This window comes from Aeromonas sp. 11P (assembly GCF_051920165.1).
Taxonomy (GTDB): domain Bacteria; phylum Pseudomonadota; class Gammaproteobacteria; order Enterobacterales; family Aeromonadaceae; genus Aeromonas; species Aeromonas veronii.
Genome location: NZ_JBQBDJ010000004.1, coordinates 1,104,347 through 1,123,840, shown reverse-complemented (window position 1 = coordinate 1,123,840; position 19,494 = coordinate 1,104,347). Strand labels below are relative to the sequence as shown.

Sequence of the window (19,494 nt, the reverse complement as noted above, 5' to 3'; positions counted from 1 at the left end):
AAGTGCTCCTTACAGCTTGGCCGCAGCCTTGATCTTGCCGAACACGGCGGTGTTATCGAGTGAGCCATGGAAGCTGTCAGCCCCCTTGCCGATGGCGCCGAGGAAGACATCGGTGCCGCCGTGGGTCTCGTTGCCGATCTCGCCCACCTTGACCACCACTTCCTGGTGGTAGTCATTGGCGGAGACGGTGGCATCGTCGAGCGGGGCGACGCTGCTGCGCGGGCCATCTACCCGGTTGTAGCCGTTGCCAAAACCTATGATGGTGTAGGGCATGCCCTCGCTATCCTTGCTTGGCTCGCCAGTCTCGTAGTTCTTCACCAGCCCGAGTACGCCGGGGTTGTCGGCGGTGGTCTTGCCGGTGCGCTTGGCATAGCCGTTGAGCACGAGCGTATGGTCGTGGTCTGCGGTGACCACGATCAGGGTGTTTTTCAGCTCGGGGTCGCTCTTTTTCACCTCGTCGATAGCAGCCTTGATGGCGTTGTCGAAGGCGATAGTGTCCTGCAGCGCCCGCTTGGCGTTGGTGTCGTGCAGTGCGTGGTCGATGCGGCCCCCTTCCACCATCAGGAAGTAACCCTTCTCTTTGCCCTTGAGCTGCTTGATGGCGGCCAGGGTCATCTGGGCCAGTGACGGCTCGCTGGCGGGACGGTCCAGGTCATATTTCATGTGGCTGGAACCAAACAGACCCAGCAGCGGCTTGCCTGCATCTGCCTTGTTCAGCTCATCCAGATTGCTGGCAAACTGGTAGCCCTTGGCCTGCATTTCGCTGATGAGGTTGCGGCCATCCTCCCGCTTGCCTTTGTCAGCTTTGGGCAGGAAGAAACTGCTGCCGCCACCGAGCACCACATCCAGCCCCTCCTTGAGGGCGCTGTTGTAGCCTTTGCCGCCCGGTACCAGCTGGGCAGCGATATCTGCCTCCAGATCCCGGTTGCAGATATGAGCATAGGTAGCCGCCGGGGTGGCGTGGGTCACCCGGGTACTGGTTACCACGCCGGTACCGCGGCCATCGGCTTTGGCCAGCTCCAGCAGTGTAGTCACCGGCTTGCCGGCACTCTTGCTGCAGTCGCTCTCATAGGTGGCGTCGCTGTCCATGCTGATGACGCCGTTGTTGCTCTTGACCCCGGTCATGTAGGCCGCCATGGAGGGGGCCGAGTCAGTGACCTGGGCATCGTGGGAGAAGGTCTTGATAAAGGCCGTCTCTGGCAGGGTATCGATGGTGAGATCACCCTCTTCGCCGACACTGTAGATGCGGGCCGCCGTCAGGGTGTTGAGGCCCATGCCGTCACCGAGGAAGAAGATGACGTTGGTGGGTTGGGCTGCGGGCTTGGTCGCCACCGTGTCATTGTCTGATTTGCAGCCGGCGGCCAGGGCGGCGCCGATCATCACTGCAAGTCCTGCCATTTTTCTCATTGGGGTTCGCTCCTTGTAAAACCTGAGCGCAGCCTAGAGGGGGCAGATGACACTTTTACTGACTATCGGTGACGGTTGTGTGAAAAAGTGATAAAATGTTACATTATATCAATATGTTATCTATCAATTGATCCAGTTGGTCCGGTCGCTTCCGGCAAGGTTGCTCCGCCTCGGCGGTTTGCTGATTTGATGAGGTGATGGTTAGAATGACCTGTCAAAAGAGGCCCGCAGCAGGTAAAATGCGCCCCCTTCGTTCGATGCCCGCGGCAAAGTGCCTGTTGTTCCATGCGCGCGCCCGCAGCCCCCACAGAGAGTAACGGATATGTCCATCAACTGGTTCCCCGGTCACATGCACAAGGCCCGCAAAGAGATTGCCGAGGTCATGCCCCAGGTCGATGTGATCATCGAGATGCTCGATGCCCGCATCCCCTTCTCCAGCGAAAACCCGCTGGTGCCCGAGCTGCGTGGTGATACCCCGGTGATCAAGGTGCTGAACAAGGCGGACCTGGCCGATCCGGCGATCACCGAACTGTGGGTGGCGCACATGGAAAAAGAGAAGGGGATCAAGGCGCTGCCGTTGACACAACAAGAGCCGGAGAAGATCAAGCAACTGCTGACCCTCTGCCACGAGATGCTGCCGGAGCGCAATTTTGAGCTGCGCGGCGTGCGGGCGATGATCATGGGGATCCCCAACGTGGGCAAGTCCACTCTGATCAATACCCTGGCCGGGCGCATCATCGCCCGCACCGGCAATGAGGCGGGGGTGACCAAGTCCCAGCAGCGGATCAAGCTGGATAACAACGTCATTCTGACCGATACCCCGGGTTTCCTCTGGCCCAAGCTCAATCCGCCCTCCTGTGGTTATCGCCTGGCCATCACGGCGGCCATCAAGGACACTGTGTTCGACTATGCCGATATCGCCATGTTTGCCGCCGATTACTTCATCAAGGCCTATCCGGAGCGGATCAAGGCGCGCTACCAGATTGACGAGTTGCCCGAGACCGAGATCGAGCTGCTGGAGATGATCGCCCGCCAGCGGGCGTTTATGCGCAAAGGGGGGCTGGCCGACCTGCACAAGGCGTCCGAGATCCTGATCAACGAGTTCCGCTCCGGTTTGCTTGGCCGCATCTCGCTGGAGACGCCGGAGATGGTGAGCGTCGAGATTGTCGAAGCCGCCGCAGAAGCCGAGCAAAAAGCCAAAGAGAAGGCCGAGCGGGAAGAGGAGCGTCAGGCCCGCGCCCGTCGCAAGTACGCCCGCAAGCGTCAGAAATAGTTATCCTCAGGCGTCCCGAGCTTGCCTGACAACGAGCGAGCTTGTGTGACCGAGATGACGAAACACGAAGAGGCGACCCCAGGGGTCGCCTCTTCTGTTTTATCTGGTGAAGTGCCCGCCCACTTCTGATGGCGTGTCCGCGCTATAAAGCCATGTCATCAGCCAAAACGTTGGCGCGCCGTTTCAAACAGCGACATATGAAGCGGGAGCAGCTGTTGCCAGTCGCGGCGATAGCCGCCACCGGGCACAGCGGCGACAGGCAACCCATGCTTGATTGCACAGTCAAACACCATGGCATCGCGCAGGCGAACCCCTTCATCACTCAGGGAGAGATAGCCAAGCTCGTCAGCATGATGCACATCGACTCCCGCCTGATAGAGGATGAGATCCGGCGAATAGAGGCGCAGTGCCAGTGAGAGCGCCTGTTGCAGTGTGGTGAGATAGGCATCGTCCGTCATGCCGCTAGGCAGCGGAAAGTCGATGTGAGAGGTGGCTTTGTGATGGGGAAAGTTGTTCTCCCCATGGAGGGAGAGGGTGATGATATCGCGCCGCCCGGCGCACAGGGCCGCACTGCCATCTCCCTGATGCACATCGAGATCGACGATCAGCACCTGTTCACAGCGCCCCTCGTCGAGGCAAATCTGGGCGGCAATCACCAGATCGTTGAACAGACAAAAACCGCTGCCGTGATCCCGATGAGCGTGGTGGTAGCCGCCGGAGATCTGCAAGCCGCAGCCCTGCTTAAGTGCATAGCGGCTGGCGGCAATAGTGGCTCCGACCGAGCGCAAGGTGCGCTCCATCAGCATGGCTGACCAGGGAAAACCGATCTTGCGGATGGCGCGCTCTTCAAGCTGGCCGTTCAGGGCCGCCGAGACATAATCGGCATCGTGAATACGACAGATTTGCTCCCGGGTGGCCGACGGCGCTTCGCCAAGGGGGTAACCCTGCACCTGCAGGCGTTCAAACAGCCCTTGATACTTGGCCAGCGGGAAGCGATGGCGATCGGGTAGCGTCAGGGAGGAATAGAGGGGGTGATAGAAAATGCGCAGCGACATGGTGCCATTCTCCCTGGCAAGGTGACGCTTTCTATATATGAAATCAGCAGATGAATCCATGTATGCACTCCCTATATAGAGGGGAAGTGGCAGCGCATAAATCAAGACGCGTCGTGAGTAAGATCGCAAGATATGGAAAAGGGGAGCTTGGCTCCCCTTTCAGTCAATATCCCAGCTCGGTTTATTGCTGCTGGATAACCCAGATCTGGAAGGCTTTGCGGGTTTCCGCATCTGCCTTGTTGTACCAGTTTTGCAACTGGGTCAGCGCTTCCGGATTGCTTTGAGCCTTGCTGGGGGCAACCTGAACCGGTGCGCTGGCGGCAGCCATCACGGCAGCAGAAGAGACGGCCACTGCTTTGGGCTGGTTGAAGGCTCTCCCCATGTTGATCAGCTCTTGCTGATAGTCACGGGTCAGCTGGAAGCCCTCTACTTTCGGCATCACGAACTGTTCGCTGCTCACTTGCTGGCCACTGACCTTGTCTTTCAGCGCCACTTTTTGATCTTTGACAAACTGCTTGGCTTCGGCTTCGTTGCGGGGCTTTTTATAGTCCAGCACCAGCTGCTGATTGTCGGCGGCAGTGAAGTTCAGCACCAGCGGTTCGGCGGTCACCAGCTTGATTTCGTTACGGCTGGAGTAGTTGCCTTCAAAGGCGACGACCAACTGGTGTTTGCCGGCAGAGAGGGGGAAGGTGCTGGTTTTGTCGAGCAGCTTGGGGTTGATGGATTGACCATCGATCAGCTGGACGACATAAGGGGTGGTCACTTCCAATTGGGCATCAGCAAGGGCGCTACCGGCCCACAACAGACCAGCCAGCGCCGGTACCAGAACAGTCAGTTTCATTTCATCTCCTTGAACAGTCAGGCGATTGCCCACTGAAAACAGGGGCTCATTTTTACAGGTTTGGCCTACTGCGGCAATGGCTCTTTCTGGAGGTTTATGTTCGTTCAGTTGTCAGTTCATTTATCAATAACGGCATGCTTATTTATTCGATACGCCGTGTAAACGGGGGGAGGGCATCAAGCAACCCCTTGCCATAACGTTTGGTCAGCAGGCGGCGGTCGAGAATGGTGACCCGTCCCCGATCGGCCTCTTTGCGGATGAGGCGGCCACAGGCCTGGATCAGTTTGCGCGATGCTTCCGGCACCGTCAGTTGCAGAAACGGGTTGCCTCCTCGCTGCTCCACCCACTCGGCGGTGGCCTCCTCGACCGGCGAGTTGGGCACCGCAAAGGGGAGCTTGGTGATCACCAGATTGGTAAGATAGTGACCCGGCAGATCCAGCCCCTCCGAGAAGCTGCCGGTACCAAACAGAATGCTGGCCTGACCGCCATCGCACTTTTGTTTGTGCAGGGTTAGCAGGGCATTGCGGGAGGCTTCCCCCTGCACCAGCAGTGACAGTCCCTTGGCTCGCAAGCCAATCGCCACCTCATTCATCTGGCGGTAGGAGGAGAAGAGCACCAGACTCGCCTCCTTGCCCGCCAGAATTCGTGGCAGTACGCTGATGAGTTCGTTGGTAAAGGCTGGCGAGTTGGGTTCGTGCTCCATCTTGGGCAGATAGAGCTCGGCTTTCTGATAATCAAAGGGGGAGCGCAGGCGCAGATAGCGGGTACCGTCGTGCTCCTTGAGCCCCACCTGATGGCGAAAATAACTAAAGGAAGAGAGGGCGGTGAGGGTCGCGGAGACCAGCACGGCTCCCAGACATTTCGACCAGAGCCACTCCTCCAGCAGATACCCCACCTCTATCGGTGAAGCGTGCAGCCAGATATCGCCGTCATCGCTCTTGGCCATCCAGCGGGCGAGCGGGGTTTTACCGGTCGGGACATGGCGCCCCAGCATCTCCCACAGGGCGCAGAAACTCTCCAGCCGTTGCAGATGAAAACCGCTCTCTGCCAGCAGGGGTTCGGCCTCCTTGCGGCGGATCTCGCCATCTTTCAGCGCTTCACCGATGGCTCCCTGCATCCGATCCAGCGCCCGCAGCGCCTTCTTGCTCGACTCCTTGAGATTCTCCGCCAGCATGGGCAGGGGATCCGGCAATACCCCTTCGGCAAAGCGGTAGTGGCGTTCACTGCCAAACAGCCGATCGTTGGCGCTGAGCCACTGCTCGACCGCCTTCAGATCCGGCTGGATGGAGGCCAGCGCATCCTGCAGTTTGAGCTGGGGGTCGAGCAGGCTCTCTTTATTAAGCGTCCGCGCCAGCTTGCCTGCACTCTGTACCAGCTTCTCCAGCCAGCGGCGCGAGCCTTTGATGCTGGCCGACGCGGCGCCGTGATCCCGGGCGATGGTGGGCAGGTGATGGGCCTCATCCAGTACATAGATGCACTCATCGGGGGGCGGCAGGATGATCCCCCCCCCATGGTGAGATCGGAGAGCAGCAGGGCATGGTTCACCACCAGCACATCGGCACTGTCCATATCGTTGCGGGCGCGATGAAAGGGGCAGTGCTGATGATGGCTCAGCGCCTTGTTGCAGGTGTGGCGGTCGGCGGCGATGCGATCCCAGCAAGTGTCGGGAATGGGCTCCGGCCAGTTGTCCCGATCCCCGTCCCACTTGCCATTGGTGTAGGCCTGCCACAGCGCCTGGTAGCGATCTTTGTCGCTGTCAGAGGGCTTGGATTTGCTCAGACTGCCAAAGTCGAGCTCAAAGTTGGCCATCTCGGCACCACTGGCTGCCTGCTCCAGCAGATGCTCGCAGCAGTAGCGCTGACGCCCCTTGACCAGCATAAAGCGAAACGGCAGCTCGCTGTGGCGGTGGTAAAAAGGGAGGTCTTTGTGGATCAGCTGCTCTTGCAGGGCCACGGTGGCGGTGGAGATCACCAGCTTCTTCTGGGTGAGCCGCGCCACCGGGATGGCACCTTGCGCATAAGAAAGAGATTTGCCGATACCGGTTCCCGCTTCGGCCACCAGGATCCGGCGCTGTTTGTCGTACTCGCCGGTCAGGGTTTTGGCTATCTCTGCCACCAGAAAGTTCTGCTCTTTGCGCGGCACAAAACCGGGTAATCCATCCGAAATCTGGCGATAGGTTTGACGAATGGTGGCTTTAAGGCGAGTAGAGAGCATGAAGAGAAGGCCAGTTAGGGGTTAATCGAAGGACAAGGATACCCGCAACCCCTTGGTGAGGTCGAGGCAACAGCCATTATCACGGCAGTTTTACGCTGATCAGACCACTTTGGTTGTTTATCAGGTAGTTAGCGTTATTTGCATGCAAAATAGACTATTTGAGTGCAAATAATCAGCAGGATTCGTTGTAAACGTTTTCCTTTGAGCTTGCCGCCAGGTGAGACTTGGCTCACATTTTTGCCTCCATGACTATGGTTTGCGTAAAAAGTTCCAAGTTTTTTCATTGCGGTTCAAAAAATCCGGTGCTAGTCTCGGCGGCATAGTGATGCAAAGAACATCGCTAACACAGGGAATAACAACAACTTAGTGTTTAATTACAGTAGGCATTGGAAACTATGAAAAAGACAATTCTGGCTATTGCTATTCCGGCTCTGTTTGCATCCGCCGCTAACGCCGCAGTGATCTATGACAAAGACGGTACCACTTTCGACGTATACGGCCGTGTACAGGCTAACTACTACGGTGAGCACGATGATACCGATGGCGAGCTGATTGGTTCTTCCCGTCTGGGCTGGTCCGGTAAAGTCGCTCTGAACAACACTTGGTCCGGTATTGCCAAAACTGAGTGGCAAGTTGCTGCTGAAAACTCCGACAAGGGAAGCGACGGCAAGTCTAGCAAGTTCGATGCTCGTCATATCTACGCAGGCTTTGATGGTTCCCAGTACGGTAAAATCATCTTCGGTCAGACCGACACCGCTTTCTACGACGTACTCGAGCCGACCGATATCTTTAACGAGTGGGGCGATGCCGGTAACTTCTATGACGGTCGTCAGGAAGGCCAGGTTATCTACTCCAACAGCTTCGGCGGTTTCAAAGGTAAGGTTTCTTACCAAACCAACGATGACGTAGCTGTCAAGATTACTGATGTAGGTCAAAAAATTAAAGAAGATGCCTATTTGGGCACTAACGTGAAGCGTGAGAAAGCTTATGCCGTTGCTGGCGGTTACGACTTTGACTTCGGTCTGGGCTTCAACGCTGGTTATGCTTACTCCGACCTGCAAAACAAAGTTAATGGCCAGACTGGTAAGAAAGACGAGTGGGCTGTTGGTGCACACTACGCAATCAATGGTTTCTACTTCGCTGGTGTTTACACTGAAGGTGAAGTGAAGAATAAGAGCAACGGTATCAAAGATGATGGCCGTGGCTATGAGCTGGCAGCATCTTACAACGTAGATGCCTGGACCTTCCTGGCTGGCTACAACTTCAAAGAAGGCAAGGCCAACGCTCAAACTGCCGGTTCTACTTACAAGGATCTGGTTGACGAGACCCTGCTGGGTGTTCAGTATGCCTTCACTCCGAAGCTGAAAGCTTACACCGAGTACAAGATCCAGGGTATCGAGAAGCATGACGACGAGTGGACTGTTGCTCTGCAGTACAACTTCTAATAAGTTGTACATGAGTAATATCCTGGCTTGAGTCTTTGACCAAGCTACGAATGGCCGAGATAATATCTCGGCCATTTTCTTTTTTGGCGACAGCGGATTGGCGCCATGATGAATCGCCGGATTGCTGTGTTAAGTGATGTTTGGCAAACCATCGGTCTCGATTAATCTATCCTGCCTCCTGCCTCCTGCCTCCTGCCTCCTGCCTCCTGCCTCCTGCCTCCTGCCTCCTGCCTCCTGCCTCCTGCCTCCTGCCTCCTGCCTCCTGCCTCCTGCCTCCTGCTTATCTCTTTGATGAGGAGAGCACTGCTCTCCTTTACGCCATACAGTCATTGCTCGCAGCAGCTGTGTTTGAGCGTGAGTATCTGGCAGCCCTTGCAAGGGGCGGTGCTATTTGCGCGGCTTGTGCGGATATTGAGGGGGCATACTTGGGATGTGATGCAGCACAGTAGGAGGGGATTGTAAGGCCAATCAGCGGTAGATACTTGATGTGTCGCCGCTCGCGACTAAGTTAGCGTTAAATGAGTAACAAACAAAAAGGGAAGATGCCTGAGTATCTTCCCTTTTTGGTTATATGAGCGTTACTGCTTTTGCAGGATCAGCCGTGTTGGCGGCGGTCGTTGGCCTGGGCGAGCAGCATGCGGCTTTCACGCAGGAACTGGTCGGCATGCTCGCCGAAGAAACCGGAAACTTGCGAGAAGGCCTCGATGAAACCGTCCCTGTCCCCCCGCTCCAGCACCCCCAGCGCTTCGCCGAAGTTTTGGTAGTAGCGGCGGATCATCGCCAGATTCTGCGGTGACGACAAAATGATGTCGGCATAGAGGTGGGGATCCTGGGCAAACAGTCGCCCCACCATAGCGAGCTCCAGCCGGTAGATGGGGGAGCTCAAACTCAGCAGGCGATCCAGATTGGCCTGCTCCCGAGAGAGGTGCCAGCCATAGGCAAAGGTGGCGAAGTGACGCAGTGCCTGAATGAGGGTCATCGCCTCATCGTGGGCCTTGGCTTCCACCTGTTGCAAGCGGGTGCCCCAGATAGTCATCTGATCCAGCAGCCATTGGCTGGCGGCGGGGTCACGACCCTGGCAGCAGACGATCACCTGCTTGGCGAGGCTCGCCACATCCGGCCCGAACATGGGGTGCAGCCCCAGAACCGGCCCTTGGTGCACCGCCAGCATATGTTCGAGCGGCGCCGCTTTCACGCTGGTGACATCGACCAGCAGGCAGTGGGCGGGCAGGTTGCCGAGGCGGTCGATGATCTGGCAGGTGATATCGATGGGCACCGCCACCATCACCAGACCTGCTCCGGCGAGGAGCTCGTCAGCGCGCGGCCAGTCGGCTTGTTCCAGCGTCTCGACCCGATAGCCTGAGAGGCTGAACATATGACCGAATAGCCGACCAAGCTGGCCCTGACCGCCGATGATGACCACCTTGCCAAGGTCCGGCTTTATGCATTTGAAGCCGGTATCTTTCTCGCTGGCATAAGATTCACGCATCACCCGGCGCAGCACGTCTTCGATGAGATCGCCGGGTACTCCCAACTGCTCAGCCTCGGCGCGGCGGCGGGCCAGCATGCTCGCTTCCCGATCCGGTGCATAGATGGGCAGGCCGTGGCGGCTCTTTACCTCACCCACTTCTCCCACCAGGGCCAGACGGGCGGCCAGCAGATCGATCAGCTGCTTGTCCACCACATCTATCTTGTCCCTGAGTACATTCAACTCTTCAGCCATATCCAGTCCCTGCTGGCGCCGCGAGCGGCGGCGCCCTGAAAATCAGATGCAACAAGGTATCACTGCGTGAGCGGCTTGATGCCACCAGCGGTGATACCTCGATTGTTCAATAGGTTACGACAAGATACCACGGCTTACCGCGCAGTTCTGCCCTTGAGAGGGTCAGCCAGCTGGTTGTGGCAGCGGGCCAGCAGGGTGGCGGTGGTGTCCCAGTCGATGCAGGCATCTGTGATGGAGACCCCGTAGCGCATCTGCTCCTTGGGCTGCTCGCTGGACTGGTTTCCCTCGAACAGGTTGGATTCGAGCATCACCCCGATGATGGAGCGGTTGCCCTCCTGGATCTGGTTGATGACGTTGTCGGCCACCTTGGGCTGCAAACGGTGATCCTTGCTGGAGTTGCCGTGGCTGCAATCCACCACTAGGCTCGGCAGCAGGCCCGCTTTCTCCAGCGCCTCTTCCGCCAGCGACACGTTGACCGAGTCATAGTTGGGATGTTTGCCGCCGCGCAGGATCACGTGGCCATCCGGGTTGCCCTGGGTCTGCAGCAGCGCAACCTGGCCCTGCTGGTTGATCCCCATAAAGGCGTGAGGGGAGGAGGCCGCCTGCAACGCATTAATGGCAGTCCCCAGGTTGCCGTCGGTGCCGTTCTTGAAGCCGACCGGCATGGAGAGACCGGACGCCATCTCCCTGTGGGTCTGGGATTCGGTGGTACGGGCGCCGATAGCCGACCAGGAGAAGAGCTCGGCCAAGTATTGCGGGCTGATGGGGTCGAGCGCTTCGGTGGCCAGCGGCAACTCCAGCTCCGCCAGCCAGCAGAGCAGCTCGCGGGCACGGTGCAGCCCCAGCTCCACATCGAAGGTGCCATCCAGATTGGGGTCGTTGATAAAGCCTTTCCAGCCGACCGTGGTGCGCGGCTTCTCAAAGTAGACCCGCATGACAATGTAGAGAGAGTCCTGATAGGCATCATGCAGCGCTTTGAGTCTGGTTGCGTACTCTTTGGCGGCGTCCATGTCGTGGATGGAGCAGGGACCACAGATCACCAGCAGGCGGTGATCGCGACGGTGAATGATGTCGGCGATGGTATTGCGGGCCCCTTGTACGAATGCCAGCGCCTTGTCGGAGATGGGTAACTTCTCCTTGAGCTGGGCAGGCGTGATCATCACTTGTTCGGACTGGATATGGATGTTGTTCAGGGGGTCTCTTTGCATGATTTCATTCTCTCTACTGTATTAAGCCAAAAGCGATTGTACCGATATGTTTACGTTGGTACCTGCTTTGTTACGCAACCACCCTCACCTTACCAAGGAAAAACAAACAATCAAGTGAAACTAGCGGATTTACCGCTAAAAAGTCAGATAAAGGAGCTGCTATATAGCGCAAACAGGAATAATACAGAGGTTTTTTCGGAGGGGTAAAGGTTGTTTTGTAATTTAATGTTTACGATTTGAGGCGTAAAGGCTGCATTGTCCAGCTGTTCGACCACATTGAATGTCATCTCTGCAGCACAGCTACGCGATGGCAATGATGGTGTGAGGCGGCTATCTGGTAAGCCATAGAAAGAGGGAGCCATAATGGCTCCCTTTGCGGTAGGAAGGGGGATCCCGTCTGGCTGCGGATCAGCGCTTCTGTTTTCCCTGCAGCTCTTTGTTCAGGCGAGTGAGCATCCCCTGGGTGACCAGCACTATGCCCTGCTCGGAGCGGTGGAAGCGACGTGCATCTTCATCGGCGTTTTCACCGATCACCGTGCCTTCCGGCAGTTTGCACCCCTTGTCGATCACCACCCGGCGCAGTCGGCAACCGGCACCAATCTCCACACCCGGGAAGATAACGGCCTGATCCAGAGTGCAGAAGGAGTCGACCCGCACATTGGTAAAGAGCACCGAACTCAGGATGAAAGAGCCACTGACGATGGTGCCCCCGGCAAACATGGAGTTGATGGTCATGCCGTGCTGACCGTTTCGGTCCTGCACGAACTTGGCGGGAGGAGTCATGTTCTGACTAGTCCAGATGGGCCAGTCCTGATCGTAGATATCCAGCTCCGGCGTGACTGAGGCGAGATCCATGTTGGCTTCCCAGAAGGAGTCCACGGTGCCCACATCGCGCCAGTAGGGGCGGCGATCCGGACAGCAGCCGACACAGGACATGCCAAACGGGTGAGCGAATGCGGTGCCCTCTTTCACCACGCGGGGGATCACGTCCATGCCGAAATCGTGATGGGACTGCTCGTTGGCAATGTCCTCTTCCAGCAGCTGATAGAGATACTCGGCATCGAAGATATAGACGCCCATTGAGGCCAGCGCGGTGTCGGCCTTGCCCGGCATGGCGGGCGGGTTGGCTGGCTTTTCGACGAAGGCGTTGATCTTGCGATCATCATCCACCGCCATTACCCCGAAGGCGCTTGCTTCACTGCGTGGCACCTCGATGCAGGCAACGGTCACCTTGGCTCCCATATTGACGTGGTCGAGCAGCATGGCGGCGTAATCCATCTTGTAGATGTGATCGCCCGCCAGCACCACCACATATTTGGGGGCGTGATCGCGGATGATATCCAGATTCTGGTAGACCGCATCGGCGGTACCCCGATACCAGTTCACCTCATCCACCCGCTGCTGGGCAGGGAGCAGATCGATAAACTCGTTCATCTGGTAGCGCAGGAAAGACCAGCCTGATTGGAGATGGCGCAACAAGCTGTGGGATTTGTACTGGGTCACGACACCGACCCGACGAATGCCGGAGTTGATGCAGTTGGAGAGCACGAAATCGATGATGCGGAATTTGCCGCCGAAATGAACGGCAGGTTTTGCACGGTTGTCGGTTAACTGTTTGAGGCGACTACCCCGCCCTCCTGCGAGTACCAAAGCCATGGTCTCGTTCAGCAACTGTCTGGATTTTGCTGTATTGGCAGGTTGTAACAACATCTCATATCCCTTTGTAGATAAATCACTACAATGTTGCCTCCTTTGAGCCCTCAAGAAAGTGCTTTCAGTCACATTTTATGGTTTCTGACGTAATAAAATGACCTTTTTGTTATTAAAAATGACGGGTTGATCCGTCATTGCTTTCAATATGGTCAGTTGTCAATTGAAGCGAGCCGAGTACCAAAAGGGGCGGCGAGAGACCGAGAGGAGGGATGACAAAGCCCCTGCCAATGGTTGGCAAGGGCCCGGTTAGTTGAGACCCGGTAAGCTTGGCCTGATTAACAAGGTTCAGGCTGCGTTGGCCAGTGGCTCCTCGCTCTTTTTCTGATAGGCCTGCGGGGTAAGCCCAAGCAGCTCCTGCACGGTCGAGGCGACGGTAATGGAGGAGACGGTGCCCACCAGGATCCCGGCAAACAGGGTGAAGGAGAAGCCGTAGAGAGCGTCACCGCCAAACAGCAACAGAGCGCCCACGGTAAACAGGGTGGTGCCCGAGGTGATCATGGTGCGACTGAAGGTCGCCTTGATGGCCACATCGGAGCACTCGTGGATGCCCATCTGGGTACGCGAGCTCAGCAGATCCCGCAGCCTGTCCGAGATGACGATGCTGTCGTTGAGGGAGTAGCCGATCACCGCCATCAAACCGGCGATAATGTTCAGATCGAATTCGATCTGAAAGAGTGACAGCAGCCCCAGCGCTACGATGGCGTCATGGACCACCGAGAGCAGGATGCCGATGGCCTGACGCCACTCGAAGCGAAACGCCAGATAGGCCGACATCGCCAGCGAAGCGACCAGCACCGCCAGCATCCCCTGCTGGAACAGTTCGGCACCCACCTGAGGGCCGACGATGGTGGTGCGCAGCAACTCGACCGGCATCCCCAACTGCTGGGTCAGCATGGTGGCGAGATCCGCCGCGGGCCAGGGCAGTTCGTGGGGGGGCAACTTGATCAGCCACTCGCCGGGAATACCGGCCGAGCTGAGCTCAACGGCTCCCGCCAGCGGGGAGACCAGCATGGCATTGAGCTCATGGGCCTCTTTCAGGGTCTGGATATGAAACTCCAGCAGGATCCCGCCGGTAAAATCGAGCCCCAGTGTCAGGCCGTTCACCAGCAAGATGGCGACGCTGGCCACGGTCAGCAGGATGGAAGCCCACAGGCCGATATAGCGCCAACGGGTCAACCCCATTGCAATGATCATTCTCAACATAATTCTCTCCTTGGCCAGCCAGCATCAGGCTGTTGGCCCATCACGACGTGTCGCGACACGCCGGGAAATAGTGTTCTGCTTTGGCCACTCCGGCCATATCCATGGCCGATGGCGCAGTCAAAGTGCTCATCAGAGGGACTGCTGTCCCGTTACACCTTCAGCGTGCGCTCGCTGCTGCGTCCCCACAGGGGGTTGATGATGGCACGCGTTCCCCAGATCCCGGTGATCATGCTGGAGAGCAGACCCAGAATGAGGGTGATGGAGAAGCCCTGCAGCGGACCGGAGCCGATGGAGTAGAGCACCACGGCGCAGATGAGCGTAGTGATGTTGGCATCGAAAATGGTGTGGAAGGCCGAGCGATAGCCAAAGTCGATAGCGTTGGCCAGTGAGCCCCCTTCTCGCAGACGGTCCCTGATCCGCTCGAAGATCAGCACATGGGTATCCACCGCCATGCCCACCGTCAGCACCAGACCGGCGATCCCCGGCAGGGTCAGCACGGCGCCCGGCAGCACTGCCAGCATGCCGACCTGCATCAACAGGTTGGCGACCAGCGCCGTGATGGCAACCCAGCCGAATTTGCGGTACCAGGCCATCATGAACAGCATCATGCCTGCCATGCCGAAGGCCAGCGCGGTGAAGCCCGCCTCAATATTCTGCATCCCCAGCGTCGGGCCAATACTGCGTTCTTCCAGGATCTTGAGAGGGGCGGTGAGGGCGCCGGCACGCAGCAGCATGGCCAGCTCTTGCGCCTCCGGCAGACTGCCAATGCCGGTGATGCGGAACTGGTTGCCAAGGGTGGTCTGGATGGTGGCGACGTTGATCACCTCGCTCTGGGCGCGCAGTTTGCCCTGAGCGTTGGTCTTGTACTCGGTGAAGACGGTCGCCATCGGCTTGCCCACATGCTGGCGGCTGAACTGGTTCATCTTGCTGCCACCCAGGGTGTCGAGCACGATATTAACCTGGGGCTGGCCCATCTCGCCCATATTGGCGCGGGCATCGACGATGTGCTCGCCGGTCAGCACCGGCTTGCGTGCCATGCCGACGGCCTGACCGTTGCGATCGGCGATATAGAAGTGGCTGTCGGCTTTGGCCTCGTAGAAGGCCAGCGAGGCGGTGGCCCCGATCACCTCTTTTGCCTGCTTGGGGTTATGTACCCCGGGCAGTTCGATACGGATACCATCCTGCCCCTGACGCACCACCGATGCCTCGACGATGCCGAGCTCATTGATCCGTTTTTTCAGGATCGACAGGTTCTGGGTCACGGCGTTGTTGACCAGCAGGGTGCGTTCCGCGTCACTCAACACCAGCTTCAGGTCATTGCCGGAGCGGGTTAGCTTCCACTGATCCTGACGGGTACCGGCACTCTCCTTGATGATAGAGAGCCAGCTCTCCTGTTCGGCGACCTCCGGCAGGGTGACGGCTACGGCGCCCTGTGCGCTGCGCGTGACGCTGGCGCCGCGCAGATTGGCTTCACGGAAGCGGGTGCGCAGGGTATCCACCAAATTCTTGGTCTGATTGTCGATGACAAAGTCCACGTCCACCCCGATCAGCAGCTGGGAGCCTCCACGCAGGTCGAGCCCCAGCTTGATGGGGTCGGCGCCGAGGCGGGTGATCCAGCCCGGTGCGTTGGAGTGAAACTCCAGGGTCAGGGCGGCACTGTCGACCCCTTGCTGCTCCAGCAACTGCTTGGCGCGCTGCTGTTCGCCCTGGTTGGCAAAGACCAGCTCGACTCGCTCGGGTTGCTCGATCACCTTGACCGGTGTCAGGTGTTTGTCGCTCAGCAACATCTGTTGCTGGGTGGTCAGGCGCTGCTGTCCGTGCAGGCCAAGGGAGGGCTGCTCACCGAAAAAGGTGGGCAGGGAGTAAAAGGTAAAGGTCAACAGCATCAACAGCAGCAGTGCGTACTGCCACTTGCTCATGCGGTTGAGAACGGTGCGATTGCTCTTTCTCATGGCAAATAAGCCTCTGTCAGGAGAATGGTGCCCGGGCCGATAGCAACAAGGCTCGGCAAGGCGCAAAAAATGGGATGCATCAGATGCGGATCAGGCTGCAGCCGGATCCGTCAGGAAGAGGAGATGAGCAAACAGTGGATGTGCCAGCCCCTCCGGGGTCAGGCGCTCAGATAGCTCTGGGTGAAGCGATATTGCAGATGTTGGCGCTGTAGATGGCGCCGATGGATCGCACCGAAGCGATCGCGAAAACTCTGTTTGTGATAGAGCTCGGGTGCCAGCATCAGCCAGCCGAGCAGCAACAGCAGGATGGCTTGGGCCGACCAGCTCTGGATCAGCTCGTAGACCACACTCTTGGGCTGGTTGTCACTGCGCAGGGATTGTTCGAGACGCAGCAGGTGATTCTGATGGCTGCCGACAAACTTGATGATGCCATCATCGCTGTCGCTAAGCTGATTGAACACCTGAGTCTGCTGCTGTTCACTGTGGGGAGATGCGGGTAGCAGCGGGCCTTCCATTCGGGTGATGGAACAAAGCAGGGTGAGGGCGATAACCAGAGTTACCAGCACCAGTTTTACTTTGTCGATAAGGCGCAAAAAGTTAATTCCCGATAAATAGAAAGCGCAAACTACCATAAGCGCCCGGTTTGAACAAGGTAGCCCCGGGCGTATGGCACCATTTGGTGCCGCTCGTCAGCTGCCGCTCATCTGCTTGAAGTCGCGGGCGTAGCCCTTGAGCAGGGAGTAGAGATGGGCCCGCTGGGAGATATCCAGCGACTGGCTCATGGCGCTCAGCCAGTTGACGGTACGCTGGCGCGACTGCTCGGTATAGCCGGTAAAGCGGCCATCCATCAGCCCATCCCCCTCGGCCAGCAGGTTGGTCAGCTCGCGGGTAAAGTCGGGACTCTGGCGCTGCTTCATCAGCCTGTCCAGCTCCTGGGTCCAGGACTCCTGAAACTCGAGCCAGGGGGGCATCAGCTCGTATTGCCATTCGGCCCACTGGGCCACCAGTGGCGCCTGTGCTGGTTTCACCTCGCCAATCCAGAACTCGAGCCGCTTGTTCATCTTGTCGCGAAACTCCGCCAGCATCTGCTCTTTGGGCTCAGTGGCAAAGTCCTTTTGCCGCTCCTGTTGCCGCTTGACCCGATCGGTCATAAAGCGGGCCACCTGCTCATCGGTCAGGGTGCGCGCCAGTCTGACCGCACGGGGGATGGTGTTTTCCAGCGTGCGGGTCAGGCTCTGCTGCACCGCATCTAGGTTGGTCGAGATCTGCTCCGGCGTCATGGGGCTGGCCACCGCCTTGGCCAGTGCGTCGAGATCCCTGGCGTAGCGCGGCAGCTCGTGTTGGCGATGCCAAGCCATCAGCCCCTTCACTTCGCGGCTCAGCAGGTCCTTCTGCGAATAGGAGAGGGTAAAGTAGTCATCCAGTTGCCAGATGATGGCGGTATCGAGCCAGTAGTAGATCACCCGGGTGGAGCAGCCGGTCAGCAGCAGGCCGATCAGCAGCAGACCCCAGGTTTTCGGCTTGTGCCAGCGCACCTTGTTTATCATCTGTTACTCCAGTCGTTGCCGGTTGATGGCGATCAGGGTGTCATAGTCGAGTGAGGGCTGTTGCTCTGCCATCAGCAGGGCCCAGAGCAGGCCGATATAGTCGACCCAGGGTAAAAATGCCTCGCTCTGAAAATCGGGCCACTGGTGGCGCGGCACGGCCTGCAGATAGTGCGCTTCCAGCTCGTCGCGCCGCTCGGCGGGCCACTCATGGGTGCGCTGGATGCTGGCGAGCTCAAAGCCGGGGTGACCTGCCGCGCCATACTCCCAGTCGATGACCCAGGGTTTGCTTCCCAACAAGTTAGCCGGATTGAGATCATGGTGGCAAGGGCACCAGCAATCATTTGGCTCACTGCTGGCGAGCAAGCCCCGCTCCAGCGAAGGCAGCCAGGAGGGAATGTGGGCCAGTCGGGCGCGATAGCCCGCCGCGTGGGCCCGCACCGCCATTACCACCGCAGGCAGCGGCAAGCGATGTAGCTTGCGCAGCACCTCAGCCAGCAGACGGGGCTGATCGACTGCCGGTGGCGCCGCGTGCACCCAGTTTGGCTCATCGCACCATTCGAGCAGCATCAGGCCGCTGGCGGGATCACCATAGTGGCAAGGCAGCGCCAACCCTTCGCCCATCGCCCCCTGATAAAGCTGCCATTCGGTGGGACGGTCGATGCCAAGGCGCACCGGGTCGGAGTGGCCCTGACGCAAAAAGTAACTGCGCCCCGAGGGGAGGCGCAGTCGATAGTTGCAGTTGGTCAGACCTAACCCGAGTGGTTCCAGCTGCCCCTCCCGCCAGGGGGCGGGCAGGCTGGCCAGTAGCGGATCACAGTTGCCTGTCACCGGGAGCCTGTTACCAGCCAAAGGTGGATTTCTTCGCCTGCTTGCGGATCTCTTTCTGGTCAGCCCAGAGCAGTTCGCCGCTTTGCAGATCCATCAGGTTCATGGTCATCTGGTAGTAGACATCCTTCACCTTGCCATTGTCCTTGACGATGCTGGCGAGGTTGCCATAGACCATGTAGCGGGCACCGGTCTGCTTGCCCAGTCGTACCATGGAGGCCGGGTCAACCATGCCGCTGCTCTGCTGATATTCGAGCTGCTGCTTGACGGCGGCAACCTTGCTCATGTCGACGAAGCGGAACTTGCCGGCCCGCAGCAGCTTGGTGCGGATGGTGTCGGTGATCGCTTCAGTATCGATGTGCTCGGAGGTCTTGTTGCGGATGGAGTCCATGAACATCACCGGACGGCCGCCGGCGGTGATCTCGCTGGTGGCGGGGGAGGCCAGCATGGAATCCGCCATCTTGTCGGCGATGGCCTGCAGATCGCTTGAGCCGTAATCGACGGTGACCGTTTCGGTTTCGGTCGGATCACCGTAGCTGACCGTGGTGCTGGAGCAGCCGCCCAGCAGCAGGGCGCCGGTCAGGATCAGCAGAGCATGATTCATTTTCATCAGTAGGATTCCTCAATCACTTCACGTACATAAATCCGGTAACCGCGGGCGGTCGGGCTCGGCGCCAGGGCAGACAGGGTGCGGGTCTGATAGCCATGCAGCTTGAGCGGTGTCCAGCCACGACCGTCGCTGGCGACCTCCTGACCGGCCTCATCATACCAATAGAACATATATTGCAACTTGTTGTCGCCACGCTGGGTGCTGGCGGCAGCCACATTGACCTGCAGCAGTCCGTTCTGTTCACGGCGGCTCAGCTCGGTCAGGGTGACGTTGACGTTTTGATGCTGCTCCGCGACCGCTGCGGCGCCCGGTGCCCCATAGAGCGCCACGCCGGAGGTGTTGGTGGCGCAGCCGGTCAGCAGCAGCGCGAGCCCGAGGGCCAACCCGTATGCTTTCATCTTGCTCTCCTTGATTGGAGTGAGTGGTGCAGCACTGGGGGCTGCCCGGTTAATCGTCTTGCTCATCTCTCTTTGTCGCT

The 19,494-nt window shown here is 58.5% G+C and carries 16 protein-coding genes and 1 pseudogene; 2 read left to right on the top strand and 15 right to left on the bottom strand.

The genetic code is table 11. The features are described 5' to 3' along the window. Positions 1-9: 9 nt before the first annotated feature. Positions 10-1,407, bottom strand: a complete 1,398-nt coding sequence (locus ACTG1P_RS05190) for an alkaline phosphatase (RefSeq protein ID WP_440000668.1) — start codon at positions 1,405-1,407, stop codon at positions 10-12. A gap of 322 nt (positions 1,408-1,729) precedes the next feature. On the opposite strand from ACTG1P_RS05190, the gene ylqF reads away from it, so the two are divergent. Beyond that, positions 1,730-2,680, top strand: a complete 951-nt coding sequence (ylqF, locus tag ACTG1P_RS05185; protein ID WP_113738707.1) for a ribosome biogenesis GTPase YlqF — start codon at positions 1,730-1,732, stop codon at positions 2,678-2,680. 158 nt (positions 2,681-2,838) lie between these two features. Here ylqF and ACTG1P_RS05180 read toward each other — a convergent pair whose 3' ends face one another. From ACTG1P_RS05180 to dinG, 3 genes and pseudogenes are all read right to left on the bottom strand, one after another. Beyond that, positions 2,839-3,735, bottom strand: coding sequence for a histone deacetylase family protein (locus ACTG1P_RS05180; protein WP_440000667.1), 897 nt, complete (start codon positions 3,733-3,735; stop codon positions 2,839-2,841). A gap of 181 nt (positions 3,736-3,916) precedes the next feature. Further along, positions 3,917-4,576, bottom strand: a complete 660-nt coding sequence (locus ACTG1P_RS05175) for a YccT family protein (RefSeq protein ID WP_440000666.1) — start codon at positions 4,574-4,576, stop codon at positions 3,917-3,919. Positions 4,577-4,718: 142 nt separating this feature from the next. Continuing rightward, positions 4,719-6,790 (bottom strand): annotated as a pseudogene (gene dinG, locus ACTG1P_RS05170) (ATP-dependent DNA helicase DinG). A gap of 395 nt (positions 6,791-7,185) precedes the next feature. On the opposite strand from dinG, the gene ACTG1P_RS05165 reads away from it, so the two are divergent. Continuing rightward, positions 7,186-8,235, top strand: a complete 1,050-nt coding sequence (locus ACTG1P_RS05165; protein ID WP_440000665.1) for a porin — start codon at positions 7,186-7,188, stop codon at positions 8,233-8,235. 595 nt (positions 8,236-8,830) lie between these two features. On the opposite strand, the gene tyrA is transcribed toward ACTG1P_RS05165, so the two are convergent. The 11 genes from tyrA to ACTG1P_RS05110 all read right to left on the bottom strand — a co-directional run bounded on the left by tyrA (position 8,831) and on the right by ACTG1P_RS05110 (position 19,414). After that, entirely contained in the window at positions 8,831-9,958 is a 1,128-nt protein-coding gene (gene tyrA / locus ACTG1P_RS05160; RefSeq protein WP_440000664.1) for a bifunctional chorismate mutase/prephenate dehydrogenase, read from the bottom strand. A gap of 134 nt (positions 9,959-10,092) precedes the next feature. Next, positions 10,093-11,166: a 3-deoxy-7-phosphoheptulonate synthase gene (locus ACTG1P_RS05155; RefSeq protein WP_440000663.1), complete on the bottom strand. Its 1,074-nt coding sequence runs from the start codon at positions 11,164-11,166 to the stop codon at positions 10,093-10,095. A gap of 143 nt (positions 11,167-11,309) precedes the next feature. Continuing rightward, positions 11,310-11,528 carry a hypothetical protein gene (locus tag ACTG1P_RS05150; protein ID WP_440000662.1) on the bottom strand — a complete coding sequence of 73 codons (219 nt, stop codon included), beginning with the start codon at positions 11,526-11,528 and terminating at the stop codon, positions 11,310-11,312. Positions 11,529-11,574: 46 nt separating this feature from the next. Then, positions 11,575-12,876: a glucose-1-phosphate adenylyltransferase gene (gene glgC / locus ACTG1P_RS05145; protein ID WP_005334047.1), complete on the bottom strand. Its 1,302-nt coding sequence runs from the start codon at positions 12,874-12,876 to the stop codon at positions 11,575-11,577. A 288-nt stretch (positions 12,877-13,164) separates the two neighbouring features. Beyond that, positions 13,165-14,082, bottom strand: a complete 918-nt coding sequence (gene secF, locus ACTG1P_RS05140; protein WP_193558158.1) for a protein translocase subunit SecF — start codon at positions 14,080-14,082, stop codon at positions 13,165-13,167. 149 nt (positions 14,083-14,231) lie between these two features. Further along, positions 14,232-16,034, bottom strand: coding sequence for a protein translocase subunit SecD (gene secD, locus ACTG1P_RS05135; protein ID WP_440000661.1), 1,803 nt, complete (start codon positions 16,032-16,034; stop codon positions 14,232-14,234). A gap of 158 nt (positions 16,035-16,192) precedes the next feature. Next, positions 16,193-16,627 (bottom strand): hypothetical protein, encoded by a 435-nt coding sequence (locus ACTG1P_RS05130; protein ID WP_440000660.1) that lies wholly within the window; start codon positions 16,625-16,627, stop codon positions 16,193-16,195. A gap of 96 nt (positions 16,628-16,723) precedes the next feature. Further along, positions 16,724-17,581 carry a DUF6279 family lipoprotein gene (locus tag ACTG1P_RS05125; RefSeq protein WP_440000659.1) on the bottom strand — a complete coding sequence of 286 codons (858 nt, stop codon included), beginning with the start codon at positions 17,579-17,581 and terminating at the stop codon, positions 16,724-16,726. 3 nt (positions 17,582-17,584) lie between these two features. Beyond that, positions 17,585-18,409, bottom strand: coding sequence for a phosphotransferase (locus tag ACTG1P_RS05120; protein WP_440000658.1), 825 nt, complete (start codon positions 18,407-18,409; stop codon positions 17,585-17,587). A gap of 10 nt (positions 18,410-18,419) precedes the next feature. After that, positions 18,420-19,016, bottom strand: coding sequence for a penicillin-binding protein activator LpoB (gene lpoB / locus ACTG1P_RS05115; protein WP_033113381.1), 597 nt, complete (start codon positions 19,014-19,016; stop codon positions 18,420-18,422). Beyond that, positions 19,016-19,414: a YcfL family protein gene (locus tag ACTG1P_RS05110; protein WP_041209904.1), complete on the bottom strand. Its 399-nt coding sequence runs from the start codon at positions 19,412-19,414 to the stop codon at positions 19,016-19,018. Before ACTG1P_RS05110 ends, lpoB begins: the two co-directional genes overlap by 1 nt. Positions 19,415-19,494 lie beyond the last annotated feature (80 nt).

Excerpts from the sequence above, each read along its gene's own strand:
- ACTG1P_RS05125 (WP_440000659.1), bottom strand. The coding sequence starts at position 17,581 with ATGATAAACAAGGTGCGCTGGCACAAGCCGAAAACCTGGGGTCTGCTG.
- ylqF (WP_113738707.1), top strand. The coding sequence starts at position 1,730 with ATGTCCATCAACTGGTTCCCCGGTCACATGCACAAGGCCCGCAAAGAG.
- glgC (WP_005334047.1), bottom strand. The coding sequence starts at position 12,876 with ATGTTGTTACAACCTGCCAATACAGCAAAATCCAGACAGTTGCTGAAC.
- ACTG1P_RS05180 (WP_440000667.1), bottom strand. The coding sequence starts at position 3,735 with ATGTCGCTGCGCATTTTCTATCACCCCCTCTATTCCTCCCTGACGCTA.
- ACTG1P_RS05155 (WP_440000663.1), bottom strand. The coding sequence starts at position 11,166 with ATGCAAAGAGACCCCCTGAACAACATCCATATCCAGTCCGAACAAGTG.
- lpoB (WP_033113381.1), bottom strand. The coding sequence starts at position 19,016 with ATGAAAATGAATCATGCTCTGCTGATCCTGACCGGCGCCCTGCTGCTG.
- ACTG1P_RS05190 (WP_440000668.1), bottom strand. The coding sequence starts at position 1,407 with ATGAGAAAAATGGCAGGACTTGCAGTGATGATCGGCGCCGCCCTGGCC.
- secD (WP_440000661.1), bottom strand. The coding sequence starts at position 16,034 with ATGAGAAAGAGCAATCGCACCGTTCTCAACCGCATGAGCAAGTGGCAG.
- ACTG1P_RS05150 (WP_440000662.1), bottom strand. The coding sequence starts at position 11,528 with ATGGCTCCCTCTTTCTATGGCTTACCAGATAGCCGCCTCACACCATCA.
- ACTG1P_RS05110 (WP_041209904.1), bottom strand. The coding sequence starts at position 19,414 with ATGAAAGCATACGGGTTGGCCCTCGGGCTCGCGCTGCTGCTGACCGGC.
- ACTG1P_RS05165 (WP_440000665.1), top strand. The coding sequence starts at position 7,186 with ATGAAAAAGACAATTCTGGCTATTGCTATTCCGGCTCTGTTTGCATCC.
- secF (WP_193558158.1), bottom strand. The coding sequence starts at position 14,082 with ATGTTGAGAATGATCATTGCAATGGGGTTGACCCGTTGGCGCTATATC.
- tyrA (WP_440000664.1), bottom strand. The coding sequence starts at position 9,958 with ATGGCTGAAGAGTTGAATGTACTCAGGGACAAGATAGATGTGGTGGAC.
- ACTG1P_RS05175 (WP_440000666.1), bottom strand. The coding sequence starts at position 4,576 with ATGAAACTGACTGTTCTGGTACCGGCGCTGGCTGGTCTGTTGTGGGCC.